Genomic DNA, 13,040 nt, shown 5'->3' with positions numbered 1-13,040 from the left:
CCTGCGCCATTGTCACCATAGATGACCGTGAGGCCGGCTTTGCCAAAGGATAGCCGCTCGCCGGGGCGAGGGCGTTGACGTGCGAGAGGCCATGAAGGGCGCCAAGGCTGACGACGGCATGGCTGGCCGACGGGTCGCGGACGTGGCTGGCGTCGAGGGGCACTCCCTGTTCGGCGGCCTTGCAGATGGCGACAAGCGTTATGATATCGGCGCTTTCCAGCAGGGGCTGACTACATAGCCTCCGCAGCGCATCGCGCTGCCAAGCCGGCAAATCCGCCGACCATTTGAGAATGTCGGCAAGAGCTGCTGCTTCGTTCGAAAGATCCTCGTCCTGTCCGTCCATGGTTTCCCCCGACCTTTACCTGCTGCCACAGGCCCCGTTTCTATGTTCCCGCAATCACCATCTCAGGTCCCTCTGATGATGCGGCGTTCCTGGCCGAGCGGCACGATCCAGCCCCCCGCACGATCAGACCGTGCAAAGTCATCCGGCTGCGCGGTCTCGGTCAGCCGGACGCGCACTGCGTCGGGCTCGGCGTCGATGGCGGCGCGGATGAGATCCCGGTCTATCCCAACGAAGATCGGCCGGAGATTGAGGCGGGCGAGCGCTTCCTGATCGGCACCGGAAATATCGGCATCGTTTACAGGTCCGGCGCGTGTGACGATTCCACCGACAAGCCCGCTGATCGCGCTCGCCTTTTCAACATCGTCCACCGGGGCGGCGTCGAGCAGCGATCGTGCCGTCTGGACGTCAGCCTGGAGCCGGTTGGCGAAGGGCTGATGGGTCATGCGCTTCAGGGCATCCGACAGTTCGACATGACCAAGTGGCCGAATCAGATTGGCGATGTGGAGGCGGAGCAGCCCAATGAAGAGTGCGTCCTTCTCCTCTGGCTTGATGGGCTCGCCCTCGTCCACGGGGTCTTTGACCGAGAGATGGGCATTGGCCGGGCCTGAGACGGCCATGCCCCAACGTGTTGCGACGGCGATGCGCTTCACGGTGACCTTGCGGCCTCGGGCCGTCACATCAATTCGCGCGGCCTGCTTCCAGGCGCGGGCCAATGCCGCTGCCGGACCTCCTGCATCATGGCAGCCCTTGGCCTCCGCGACGGTCAGGGAGGCCAAGTCGGAGGCACAAGCGACCCAGTCGGGCAGATCACCTCGGGACAAGCGCTTGATCTTCACCTTTCGGCGCCCGTCGAGATCGATGACGCGGCTGCCGAGATGCGCGAAAATCGACAGGCTGAAGTACCGCTCAAGGTAGGCGCGCGCGATGAAGCGCCCGAACAGACCAGATAGGGCCACCTTCACCTCGCGGGCCTGACCAAGTGGCTCCTTGAAAATGAAGGGCGTTCCAGAGCCGGTTGGGGTGAGCAGCGCATCCAGAATGGACCATGCGCCATAGGCAGCGCCCGGCGTTTGCAGCACTTCCCGGATACCGGCGTCCTCGATGGCTGCGACATCAAGGTCGACGGTGGGACCAGTGACGGGATTGGCGGTCGGCGGGTCGAAGCTGTGAAGAAAGGTTCTCGTCATAAGGCGAGCGCTCGGTTCAGGTCGTCGTGCTCGAATGCGCTGGCCATGCGGGTGATCTCGGCCCCGCGGGCGCCCACCGCCTTCGCGGTGTGGCGCCAAGTCGCGGTGATGGTGGCGACTTCCTTGATAATCGCGCGAGCCTGTACCAGCGTCAGCGCGAAGAACTCGGAAGCAGCCTCCAGCAGATCGAGCGAACAGGTACCCTCGTCGAGATCGATGTTGGTTGTCAGAACCCGCGCCTTGAGATCCGTCGGGACAGGATTGAGATCGTAGGCCGGAGAGAGCGACCATCCTGCCTTTCCGAGCCAAAGGAAACCGTGGTTGCGCAGATGATCGTCGACATTGGAGATCAGCACATTGAAGACGACGCGCCGATAAAGAGCATGGGCGTCGGTCTTGCTCTGCGCGCCATATTCAGCGAGGGCATCGACGATTTCGGGATAGCTGCCGCGTTCGCCGTCCCTGATGCCCATCATCGCCATGGCTGACAAGAACGGAATGCGGATTGCGCCACGCCGATCGAAGCGCCGCGACAGCATGACCCTCTTACCGGCGACGTCGATCAATTCGTGTCTGGGGGTGACGATGCCAGCTTGGCCCGCGAGGCGCAGAGCGATCTCCTCCCATGTCTCCATGCTGTAGTCGTCAGTTTCCTTGGGGAACTTGGCGATGGAGAGTTGCCCGTGTTGGTCGATCACCGACGCCTTGGGCCGCGCCCCGCCCAAGGAGGAGCCAGGAGCGAAGATGAGTTGCATATCTTCGTCGGTTTCCTCGTCGCGAAGGATACGTTCGGTGATCTGAAGCAGGCGGCCAAGCTCGACCAGGGCAGGCACGCCCGTGCGAATCGGCGCCTGGAAGGTATCATCGCCAGCCCAGCGAAAGCGCAGCGCACCCAATCGGGTCTCGTCGGCGACGCCGAGGAGATAATCGCTCTCCGCGAGGGTACGGACCGCACGGCCTTCGCGTTCGGCGAGGCGGCGCGCGGCACGCTGCATGAGGCGACGGCCCCAGGTGTCAGGAGCCGAATCGCCAATGGAACCGAAAGTTGCAAGGCCGGCGGGCGGCGCGAAGGCGCCGCGGCCGAGAGCAAGGGCGGGTTCAAGCGAGAAGGCGTCGGGGTCTTCCAGCCACGCGCCGTCATATTCGAAGAGAATCGTCTCGGCGCCGCGAACGCGACTGCTTCGCGCCAGCCCGATCTGGCGCGCGCGACCTTCGAGATCGATATGGACCTCGAAATCAGCCATTACGGGGCGGTCCAGCCGGCCGTTTGAGATGGACGCGCTTGGGCAGCTCGGCACTGGCGAGGGCCCGCCCGACGCTATCGTTGCTGATGTCGGCAATCTGGCTCAGGCCGTCGAGGAGACCGAGCGCTTGGAGGACACCGGCATAGATGCCGATGCTGACGTTGGTGTCGCCGGCTTCGACTCTCTGGAGGGTGGAGCGGGACGTGAAGGCGCGTTCCGCCACGACCGCCATGGGCAGCCGTCGGCGGCGGCGGGCGTCATGGATGTCCGCGCCCAGCTTGCGCAGGGCGCGCCGCACAGCGGCGGGAGGATTGTGAGGAGTCGGCATTTGCTACCTTCGCACTACAAAATTTGGCTATATGTAGCACGAAGCTAACAGTTTTGCCAGTCCCTTCGGGTTGCCCGCGCTACGCTGGAATAGCGCCACCCAATGGAGACAGCCAGCGAGGCCTCGTCGGACTCGGGCAGCTGGCTACCCGAGACCCTCCTTGCGAACAAAACAAGAAACACGGATCGTGAGGGTTCCGCCGTGACTGATTCGAACAACGCGCAAGTGCCATATCGATGTCTGCATTCGAAGTGGCGTTGGGGAAATTGATGCAATCAAGGAATGCCAAACGGCAACTCGATACGCTTGAGCAACGCTTCGAGCTCGATGAAACCTTCCTGTCATCCCCAAATACGGCCGCGCTGAAATCTGCAGTGATCCGTGCGACCGACCGTCGTACTGGCGATCCGGTGGTCCTTAAATACTGGGCAAAGACCGGAACCGCGGTCGACGCGGACTTCCGAGAACTGTGGCGGCATGAAATGCGCCAGAGCGAGCGCGTGCGTGCTTTCCCGCGGGGGAATGAAGTCGTTGTCGAGGTTCTGGCCTCGGGAGAAAGTGACGATGCATTTTACATTGTCATGCCAAGCGACGTCGCTCCGCTAGAACACGCCTCACGATTTGTGCGCCCCGATCATTGGCTCCGCAGCCTACACGGACCGCGTCAGCGCGTTCTCCTCTGGAAGAATTTGCGCCGTTTGGCGGAAGCTCTCGGTGCCGTTCACGGCCAGGGGTTGGTCCATGGCCGGATCGATGGCCGAGCCGTCTATTCTACTGGAGCCGCGACAACTCCGGATTTTCGCTTGGGCGGGTTCGAGTTTTGCCTGCGGGTCGCAGAACTCAACAAGGCTCCACTGCATGTCATCGCCAAGAGCCGTCCGGTCGGCTCGGTCATCTTTTCCTTCCTCGACGACTGGCGCGCGCTGGGCAAGGTCATCGCCGATCTCATCGGCCTTGATGCAAACAAGCTCGACGAAGAGGACATTCCGTTCATTGAAGGGCGCGCGAAAATCGATTTGCGTGCCTCAGAAATTGACCTGATCCGACTGCTATTTGAACCAGAACGCAATCGTATCCTCGATGCCGCAACGGTCACGAACCGAGTTGACGCTATTCTCAACGATTTGGATGCGGAAGCATTCGCCGATAACGGCCGTTATGTGCTGGCACTTCAACTCGGGCAGGCGCCGACCGATCTGGTTCAGTACCAGGCGGATCAAGGGCTTGGTCCGCGAGATATCAGACGGCGGCACCACGAGGTAAAGCGTCGTAGGACTATCGAAGATGACAGAGAGCTAGGTGATTGGATCACTGAATTAGTGTTGCGGAGTTCGCCAACGTTCGCCGACGCTTATTCAACGAATATTCGACGACTTCACCAGAGTAGATCTAAATCATTGAAATAACTGGCGCTCCCTAGGGGAATCGAACCCCTGTTTCAGCCTTGAGAGAGCATTGGTGTCAACGCTCCTTGCAAGTTGGTGCGGGTGCGACTCCGTCCATTTTCCTTCACACTGACCGCAACCCACAGGCCGGACTAAGCGGCATCTGGACAATGTGCCAGGCGCGTAAATTTCGCTTGCGCTCAAGCGAGCGAAGTTCACCCGTCCTCTCGTGGTAGCTATCTGGTAGCTAGAACAATCCGCAAGCCTTCGAGGAGTTCAGTGAGTCGTTGATTTTGCTGGTACAGTTGGGTGGGCTCGAACCACCGACCTCCTGTTCCACAGACAGGCGCTCTAACCAACTGAGCTACAACTGCATCCTTGCGAGCCGCCCCTGGGGCTACCTGAAAAGGCCGGTCACCGAGGGGGGCTGGACGGGGCGGAAACTAGGTGCAACGGCCGTTTTTGGCAAGGCCGCAAACGGGCGGAATCCACCCTCAAACGACGTTATTTGCAAAGGAAAACCCGGGCCTGGGCCCGGGTTTCTTATTATTTGGGCATGATCTCATCGAAAGACCGCCGTGCACTTCGCGCGCGGCCCTTCGGGTCCGGATCAGGCCCTGATCAAACCGGCCCCGTCGCTCAGGCGGCGGGCGGGTAGAGCTTCGAGGCGCTGGCCTTGATCGGCTCGGCGGCGGCGGTGGCGGCGCGCTGGGCGATCTCGGCGAGCTCCTTGGCCTGGGCCTGGAAGGTCTCGAGCTGCTTTTTGCCATGGCTGCTCCACAGCGCGAACGCATCCGACGGCGATTTCACGCCGAGCAGCTCCTGGGTGAAGTCCAGATGGGCGGTGGTGTTGGCCTTCATGAACTCCATCAGCTTGGCGGTGTACTCGTTCGCGCCCTTGCTGGCGGAGGAGAACAGGGCCTCGATGGTGCCGTTATGGCTTTCGGCCGCGTCCTTGAACTTGGCGTAGCTCTCGCGGGCCTGCGAAACGCCCTTTTCGGCGAACGCACGCATCTGCTCGGGCACCTCGAACGGAATGATCGAGGCAGAAAACGGATCAGTCGCACCTGTCATTGTTGGTCCCTCACGGTCTTGGAAAATGGAGTGAGCCTTCTGGCGCGCCCGCCGGCCAACCGGGGCCCTCTGTGGCGGATACGAAGACTGGATACGCGTAACGAAAAAGATGGCTCGTCCAACGCCCAGCAGTATCACTGGGTAACATGTCAACATTGTGCAGCGCAACGCGATCCAGGGGGCGCAGAGAAAATTTAATCGCGGGGAGGATGAGGTTCCGGGGTATGGGAACCCGTGGTTGCGGTACCACGATGTTGAATTCCAAGACCGCGCGGTCGGGCTGCTTACCCTCCCCTGGAGGGTCCGAGACGAGCGTAGCTCGCTCGTGGGTCGATCGCGCGCAGCGCGGGCGGGGTGGGGTGATCTCTCCACTCGGGCAGTGCGAAATGCGGAGAGACTGTCACCCCACCTGGGTTCGCATGCCGCTTCGCGCCAAGCGAACCCATCCTCCCCCTCCAGGGGAGGATGGGCAGCTGTGATGCCGCGCTAGTCTACCGGGCCCGCGGCGCGCGAATCCTGCGGATGCAGCGGCCGCGCGGCTTGCGGGGGCGGCCGGATTAAGGTTATCGCGGCTTTAGGGCTTCCCCCATAGGCTGGGGCCGTGGACCTGCCCGCGCCCGCGCGCGATACTAACCCTTTCTTAAGGCTGTCATTCCCGGCAGCCCTAGGGCCAGAGGCGTGACAGCGAGACTTAAAGCCGGTTGGATGAGTCATTCGGATTTCCAGTTGCGAGGCGTGGGCGATCCCCGGCTGGCCGTGCATGCGACATCCCCGCTGCCCGCGTGGCTCTGGTCGGTCGACGGCACGCGCGTGCTGTGGGCCAATCCGGTCGGCGCAAAATTCTTCGGCGCGGCGCATGCCGCAGTGCTGGCGGAAAAGACGTTCGGCCCGGCCGACAGCCATCGCCGCCAGGTCGCCCGGCTCGCCCGGCAGCTGCCGGCGAGCGGCACGGTGCGGCTCGAACGGCTGCGCGGCTTCGGCGCCCGGCTCGGAACGCTGATGACCTGCGCCTGCACGCGGCTGACCTTCGCCGATGGCGGCCAGGCCGTGCTCGTCACCGCGATGGAGCCATCGGTGCGCACCATGCCGCTGATCGAGCGCCTGCATCGCCTCGTCGCGGGCGCCAGGATGCCGATGGCGGCGTTCGCGCCCGACGGAATGTTCGTCGGCGCCAGCGAAGCCGCCCGCTCCCTGCTCGGCTTCCGCGATCTCGGCGAAGCCGGGCTCGAACGGGCCCGCGGCGATGCGCTTCGCAACGGCCGCGCCGAGACGCCGATCGGCATCGGCCAGATGGTGCTGCAACGGGTCGGCCTCGGTGCCGATATCGGCCTGGTCGCGCTGATCGAGCCGGCCGCCGCGCAAGCGGCAGCGGCGAGCGATGCCGCCCCGGCCGCATCCGCATCCGAGAGCACGCCTGACGTCACGCCCGCGGCGCCGGCTCAATCCACGCCGCAAACCGAGCAGGCTCCGAACGCGCCACCGCCGTCGAACGACCCGCTAGCCGCGATCGCGATGTTCGATGCCTTCGCCGAGCCGGTAGAAACGCCCGCGCCGGCCGAGACGATCGCGCCCGCGTTGCCCGCGAGCGAGGCGGCGCCGGAGATCGCAACGGTCCAGGAGACTGTCGAAGAAGCCGTCGCCGAGACGGTTGAAGAGACGGCCCAGGAATCGGCTGAAGAGCCGGCTGACGCGCCCAAAACTCCGGTTGAAAACCACCCCTCAGCCATTGTCTCGCCGCAGGCCGCGTCGATCACTACCGGCATGGTCGAGCCGCCGTCGGGTCCCACGGAGACGCCCGCGCCGCATCAGCATCCGCTGCGCTTCCTCTGGCAGATGGATGCAGAGGGCCGCTTTGTGCTGGCGTCCTGCGAGTTCATCCGCCTGATGGGCGCGCACACGGCCGCCGGCTTCGGCCGCCCCTGGCGCGAGATCGCCGAGGAATTCTCGCTCGACCCGGAGGGGCGCGTGGCGCAGGCGCTGGCCAGCCACGACACCTGGGCCGGGATCACTGTGAACTGGCCGGCCGATGGCGGCGAGCATCTGCCGGTCGAGCTCGCGGGCCTGCCGGTCTACGACCACGCGCGCAATTTCGCCGGCTTCAAGGGCTTTGGCGTCTGCCGCGATCTCGACGGCCTCAACCGGCTCGATGCGCTCCGGCGCTTCGAGCTGCTCGCCGAACCGCCGGCGCAGCACGGCCTGTCCGCCCACATCGCCGAGCCAGATCCGGAGCCCGTGGCAGAGGCGCCGCCGCCGCCGGCCGAGCCGCCTGCACCCGAGCCTGAGCCCGCACCCGAAGCTGAACTGCCCGCCCCCGCCCTCGACGCGAATTCACATCCAACCGATCCGGAAACGCCAGTGGAAACGCCTCCCAACGTCGTGCCGTTCCGCCCGCCCGGCGATACCAGATCACCTGGTGATCAGAGATCGCCGACGCTGACGCCGATCGAGAACAGCGCGTTCAACGAGCTCGCCCGGCAATTGTCCGAGCGCCTCGAACGCGAGCGTGAGACGATCGCCACCGCGACGACCGAACCGCCGGCGGAGAGCACGCCCGAACCGCTGATCGAGGCGCCGCACGCGCCGGCCGAATGGCTGACCGAGCCGGCGCCGCCGGCGCGCGGCCACAGCATGCGCGACCGCGCGCTGCTCGACCTCTTGCCGACCGGCATCCTGATCTATCGGCTCGACCGCCTGCTCTACGCCAACCCGGCGTTCCTCGCGCGCATGGGCCATGCCAGCGTGAGCGCGCTGGAGAATGCCGGCGGCCTCGATGCTCTCTATGTCGAGCCGGGCGTATCGCCCGCCAGCAGCACCTCGCAAGGCGGCACGCCGGTCACGATCAGCGCGACGCTTCCCAACGGCGAAGAGCCGCTTCCGACCACCGAGGCGCATCTGCACACGATCGACTGGGACGGCGAGAGCGCGCATGCGCTGGTCTGCGCGCTGCCGGCTGCTGCGCCTGTCGTTACTGCGCCCGCCGTTGCCGAGCCTGTCGCCGCGCTGTCCGTTGCCGCCGAGCCAGTCGTCACCGAGCCACTTGTCGCGGAGTCTTTCCCCTACGCGTCCGAGCTCGAGTCCCAGGCCGGCGATGCCGACGCCGAGGATCTCGCCGCGATCCTCGACACCACGGCCGAGGGCATCGTGATGTTCGATGCGGAAGGCAACATCCTCGTCTGCAACCGCAGCGCCGAAGCGCTGTTCGGCTACGACGGCGAAGCGCTGCTCGAGCAGAACCTGGTGTCGCTGTTCGCGCCGGAGAGCCAGCAGATCGTCGCCGACTATCTCGAAAGCCTGAAGAGCCAGGACATTTCCAGCCTGCTCGATCACGGCCGCGAGGTGCTGGGGCGCGAGAAGAAGGGCGGCGTCATCCCGCTCGCCATGATCATGGGCCGCACAAGGCCCGACGGCCCGAACTTCTTCGCCGTGTTCCGCGACCTCTCCCAGAGCAAGAAGGGCGAGAGCGAGCTGACGCAGGCCCGCCGTCTCGTCGACGGCGCGGCGAATGCCAAGGCCGACATGCTGGCGCGGATCAGCCACGAGATCCGCACGCCGCTCAACGCCATCATCGGCTTTGCCGAGGTGATGATCTCCGAACGCTTCGGCACGCTCGGCAACGAGCGCTACGGCGAATACATGAAGGACATCCGCGCCTCCGGCGAGCGCGTCATCGCGATCATCGACGATTTGCTGGAGCTGTCGCGGATCGAGACCGGCAAGCTCGACCTCAACTTCGCCAACCTCAACCTCAACGACCTGGTCGAGGCCTGCGTCGTGGTGATGCAGCCGCAGGCCAACCGCGAGCGCATCATCATCCGCACCTCGCTCGGCCATGCGCTGCCGCAGGTGAGCGTGGACGCGCGCGCGATGCGGCAGATCACCATGAACCTGATCTCGAACTCGATCCGGCTCGCCAGCGCCGGCGGCCAGGTGATCGTCTCGACCGCGCTCAACGATCGCGGCGAGGTCGCGCTTCGCATCCGCGACACCGGCCACGGCCTTAGCGAGCGCGAGGTCGCGGCCGCGATGGAGCCGTTCCGCACCCCGCCGCCGGGCGATGCCGAGGACAATTCGGCGCTGAGCCTGTCGCTGACCAAAGCGCTGGTCGAAGCCAACCGCGCCCGGTTCAACATCAAGAGCGCAGGCCACGGCACGCTGATCGAAGTGGTGTTCGCGCCCGCGCTGGCGCGGGCTTGAGGCTCGGCGAAATCAAACCTGGTCGACTGGGCGAGGACCACCTCTCCCCAGCGGGGAGGTGGCGCGAGCCCGCGGTTCGACCGATCGAACCAAGCGCGAAGGCTCACGCCGCGCGCACGGTGGCGCTGCGAGGCGCTCAGGGAAATGCTTGCGCCTCCATGGATTGGCCGAACCATCGCGACGCGGCCTGAGCAATCTCCTCATCGTCGGGCGTACCGTCGCAGGCCCACGCGACGAAGCCGTCGGGGCGCACCAACGCTGCACTCAGGCCCAGCCGGTCCTTCGCGTCATCGGCGACATATGTGATCCGGTCGCCCCAGCGGCTTGCAAGCATCCGCAGCGACGCACGGGAGCCGAAGTCCAGCAATAACCCTTTCGCCGTCCTGAGACGTTCTCCGACCGTCGTCCCGTCAGCGAATTCGAAATCGGGAGCACTCCGGCCGACAAGCGGATGGCTGCCGCCGAGATCGTAGCGGAGCGAAACGCCGCGCACGCGCTCGGCGAAATAGGTCGCACCGTCCCGCGTCTCGATGAGATCGCGAATGATGGCTTGGAGCGCGCGGGTGCTCGGTGTCGGCCGCATGATCGCGACCTGCGCGCGCGACCAGTCGAGGATTTGCGCGCCCACAGGATGCCGCTCGCGCGAATAGCTGTCGAGGAGATCGGCCGGTGCGCCGCCGCAGATCGTCGCCGCCAGCTTCCAGCCCAGGTTCATCGCATCGCCAAGACCGAGATTGAGGCCCTGGCCGCCCAGCGGCGAATGGATGTGGGCAGCGTCGCCCGCCAGGAGCACACGCCCTCTGCGATACGTGGTTGCCTGATGGGCCCGATCCGTCCAGGTGGCGGCGAGCCGAAGCGCCGTGACGGTGACGTCGGTGCAGGAGACGCGACGCAGGACGCTCTGCACATGCTCGCGTGTGATCGGCTCGGTGCGGTGGAAAGCTCCGCCGTCGAAATCGACCATCGCGATCGTCCCGGGCTGCGCATAGGTATACATGCCGGCGGGCGTGTGGTTGCGGCCCTGGCGAAGCCTGTCCGGATCGGCCAGCTCGACGTCGATGGAATAGCCCGTGAACTCGGGGTCGGTGCCGACGAAGTCAAAGCCACCGATCTTGCGCACCGTGCTGCGGCCGCCGTCGCATCCGACGAGCCAGCGTCCCCGGAAGGTCTCGCCGGCCGCCTGCACTGTCACGTCTTCGCTCGAGGCGACAACGGCATTCACGGCAAAACCGCGCCGGATCTCGACGCCCATGCTGCATGCGCGCGCGGCCAGAACGGATTCGAGCGTTTCCATATCGACGGCGAGGTTGGCGTCGGCTGACGTTGGCAGACGCCAGGACCACTTCGCGGCATCGATGTTGTCCTGATAGAACTGGATGCCGGCGAAATGACCCGCGGGCCGTCGCGTCTGCTGCATCCAGTGGGCTGCACGCTTGATCGCGCCTGAGGCGGGCTGCTGCGCGGCCACGATCTCTTCCAGCAGGCCACGCCGGTGAAAGGCCTCGAGTGTGGAGATCGAAAGACCGCGCAGGCCAAACGGGAGTTGCTTCAGGGCCGAATGCGAATCTCGCGATTGCTCCAGCACCAGCACCTGGAGACCGGCGAGCCGCAACTCGCACGCGAGAAACAGGCCGACGGGACCGGCACCGGCAATGACGACATCGTATGGAATCGAGGATTGATCGGGCATGAGACGCTCCTGTGGTCGATGTTCGACCGGAGCGTTCCCTGGGCTTGAGAATCACACGGACGAACGATTGGGCGCCCTGGTGGCGTCCGATGTTCGTCGCGGGGATCTCGTGCACAAGGCCAAAGACCAGAGCTTTCGTTACCGAAAGGACTTGGGCTTACCAGACCAAGTCTGCCTTTTCCGACAGAAGTGATATAGTTTCGTGACGATCGATCTGCAACGAAAAAGGCACGGCGCTTGCGGCGCCGTGCCTTTCACATTCATGTGGCCCGGATCAGCTGTAGATCTCGAACAGGCCGGCGCCACCCTGGCCGCCGCCGATGCACATCGTCACCACGCCCCACTTCGCCTTGCGGCGCGCGCCTTCCTGGAGCAGGTGGCCGGTGAGACGTGCGCCGGTCATGCCGAAGGGATGGCCGATCGCGATCGAGCCGCCATTGACGTTGTACTTGGCGGGATCGATGCCGAGCTGGTCGCGGCAATACAGGCACTGGCTGGCGAAGGCCTCGTTGAGCTCCCACAGATCGATGTCGTCGATCTTGAGGCCGGTGCGCTTCAGAAGCTTCGGAATCGCGAACACCGGGCCGATGCCCATCTCGTCGGGCTCGCAGCCGGCGGTCGCCCAGGCGACGAAGCGGCCGAGCGGCTTGAGGCCGCGCTTCTCGGCGTCCTTGGCTTCCATCAGGACGACGGCGGCGGCGCCGTCCGAGAGCTGGCTGGCATTGCCGGCGGTGACGAACTTGCCGGGGCCCTTCACCGGCTCGAGCTTGGCAAGGCCCTCTAGCGTGGTCTCGGGCCGGTTGCACTCGTCACGGTCGACGACGTAGTCGACGATGCTCTCCGCCTTGGTCTGCTTGTCGACGACCTTCATCTTGGTCTTCATCGGGACGATCTCGTCCTTGAACTTGTTCGCCTGCTGGGCCGCGGCCATGCGGCGCTGCGATTCCAGCGAGAACTCGTCCTGGTATTCGCGGCTGAGCTTGTAGCGCTCGGCGACGATGTCGGCGGTGTCGATCATCGCCATGAAGATGTCGGGCGCAACCTTGAGCAGCTCAGGATCGACCCATTCCTTCGGCGAGCCGCCGCCCGGAATGGAAATGCTCTCGACGCCGCCGGCGACGATGCAGTCGGCGCCGTCGGAGCGGATCGAGTTGGCGGCCATCGCGATGGTCTGGAGCCCTGAGGAGCAGAAGCGGTTCACCGAGACGCCGGCGGTGGTCTTCGGCAGGCCGGCGAGCAGAGCGGCCTGGCGGCCGATGTTCGGCGCGCCGTGGGCGCAATTGCCGAGGTAGCAGTCCTCGACATAGTCCTTGTCGACGCCGGCGCGATCGACCGCGTGGCGGATGGCGTGGGCCGCGAGCGACATCGGCGGCGTGATGTTGAACCCGCCGCGGCCGGATTTCGCAAGACCCGTGCGCGCATAGGAAACGATGACGGCTTCACGCATTGTTTTCTCCCTTGTCGAACGATTTTGAACGGAGCGTCCTGGTCGCCATTGGTACACAAAGTTGGAAGGCTGCGGGAGAAATAAAAACGCCGCCCCCGGTGAGGGAGGCGGCGTTGTTCCGCGGGTCGGAATATATGATACGCGTCAT

General features: G+C 65.0%; 8 protein-coding genes, 1 tRNA gene and 1 pseudogene. 2 read left to right on the top strand and 8 right to left on the bottom strand.

Annotation, left to right across the window (positions count from 1 at the left end):
- Positions 1–91 precede the first annotated feature (91 nt).
- Complete coding sequence (locus ACVWW6_RS13810) at positions 92–238, top strand: hypothetical protein (protein ID WP_282525207.1); 147 nt, start codon at positions 92–94, stop codon at positions 236–238.
- A 167-nt stretch (positions 239–405) separates the two neighbouring features.
- Here the strand turns inward: ACVWW6_RS13810 and ACVWW6_RS13805 are convergent, their stop codons facing one another.
- From ACVWW6_RS13805 to ACVWW6_RS13780, 6 genes and pseudogenes are all read right to left on the bottom strand, one after another.
- Positions 406–1,530 (bottom strand): hypothetical protein, encoded by a 1,125-nt coding sequence (locus ACVWW6_RS13805; RefSeq protein WP_456680873.1) that lies wholly within the window; start codon positions 1,528–1,530, stop codon positions 406–408.
- The gene (locus ACVWW6_RS13800; protein WP_161536681.1) at positions 1,527–2,774 is read right to left on the bottom strand and encodes a type II toxin-antitoxin system HipA family toxin; all 1,248 of its coding nucleotides are present in this window, start codon (positions 2,772–2,774) and stop codon (positions 1,527–1,529) included. The genes ACVWW6_RS13805 and ACVWW6_RS13800 overlap by 4 nt, the downstream gene beginning before the upstream one ends.
- Positions 2,767–3,102, bottom strand: a complete 336-nt coding sequence (locus ACVWW6_RS13795; RefSeq protein ID WP_104462250.1) for a helix-turn-helix domain-containing protein — start codon at positions 3,100–3,102, stop codon at positions 2,767–2,769. The genes ACVWW6_RS13800 and ACVWW6_RS13795 overlap by 8 nt, the downstream gene beginning before the upstream one ends.
- Positions 3,103–4,277: 1,175 nt before the next feature.
- Positions 4,278–4,382, bottom strand: a pseudogene (locus ACVWW6_RS13790) (type IV secretory system conjugative DNA transfer family protein); the annotation flags it as partial.
- Between the two features lie 402 nt (positions 4,383–4,784).
- A tRNA-His gene (locus ACVWW6_RS13785) sits at positions 4,785–4,861 on the bottom strand.
- 265 nt (positions 4,862–5,126) lie between these two features.
- Complete coding sequence (locus tag ACVWW6_RS13780) at positions 5,127–5,561, bottom strand: phasin (RefSeq protein ID WP_456680872.1); 435 nt, start codon at positions 5,559–5,561, stop codon at positions 5,127–5,129.
- A gap of 705 nt (positions 5,562–6,266) precedes the next feature.
- Between ACVWW6_RS13780 and ACVWW6_RS13775 the strand changes: the two genes are divergently transcribed.
- Positions 6,267–9,755 carry a PAS domain S-box protein gene (locus ACVWW6_RS13775; RefSeq protein WP_456680871.1) on the top strand — a complete coding sequence of 1,163 codons (3,489 nt, stop codon included), beginning with the start codon at positions 6,267–6,269 and terminating at the stop codon, positions 9,753–9,755.
- 136 nt (positions 9,756–9,891) lie between these two features.
- On the opposite strand, the gene ACVWW6_RS13770 is transcribed toward ACVWW6_RS13775, so the two are convergent.
- On the bottom strand, positions 9,892–11,445 hold the full coding sequence (locus tag ACVWW6_RS13770; protein WP_456680870.1) for an FAD-dependent monooxygenase: 1,554 nt from the start codon (positions 11,443–11,445) through the stop codon (positions 9,892–9,894).
- 274 nt (positions 11,446–11,719) lie between these two features.
- Positions 11,720–12,892, bottom strand: coding sequence for a thiolase family protein (locus tag ACVWW6_RS13765; RefSeq protein WP_028174708.1), 1,173 nt, complete (start codon positions 12,890–12,892; stop codon positions 11,720–11,722).
- Positions 12,893–13,040 lie beyond the last annotated feature (148 nt).

This window comes from Bradyrhizobium sp. USDA 3311, assembly GCF_054062495.1.
Note: the sequence above shows the minus strand (reverse complement) of the source record. Positions and strands in the feature narration are given on the sequence as shown.

Excerpts from the sequence above, each read along its gene's own strand:
- ACVWW6_RS13795 (WP_104462250.1), bottom strand. The coding sequence starts at position 3,102 with ATGCCGACTCCTCACAATCCTCCCGCCGCTGTGCGGCGCGCCCTGCGC.
- ACVWW6_RS13805 (WP_456680873.1), bottom strand. The coding sequence starts at position 1,530 with ATGACGAGAACCTTTCTTCACAGCTTCGACCCGCCGACCGCCAATCCC.
- ACVWW6_RS13765 (WP_028174708.1), bottom strand. The coding sequence starts at position 12,892 with ATGCGTGAAGCCGTCATCGTTTCCTATGCGCGCACGGGTCTTGCGAAA.
- ACVWW6_RS13775 (WP_456680871.1), top strand. The coding sequence starts at position 6,267 with ATGAGTCATTCGGATTTCCAGTTGCGAGGCGTGGGCGATCCCCGGCTG.
- ACVWW6_RS13780 (WP_456680872.1), bottom strand. The coding sequence starts at position 5,561 with ATGACAGGTGCGACTGATCCGTTTTCTGCCTCGATCATTCCGTTCGAG.
- ACVWW6_RS13810 (WP_282525207.1), top strand. The coding sequence starts at position 92 with ATGAAGGGCGCCAAGGCTGACGACGGCATGGCTGGCCGACGGGTCGCG.
- ACVWW6_RS13800 (WP_161536681.1), bottom strand. The coding sequence starts at position 2,774 with ATGGCTGATTTCGAGGTCCATATCGATCTCGAAGGTCGCGCGCGCCAG.
- ACVWW6_RS13770 (WP_456680870.1), bottom strand. The coding sequence starts at position 11,445 with ATGCCCGATCAATCCTCGATTCCATACGATGTCGTCATTGCCGGTGCC.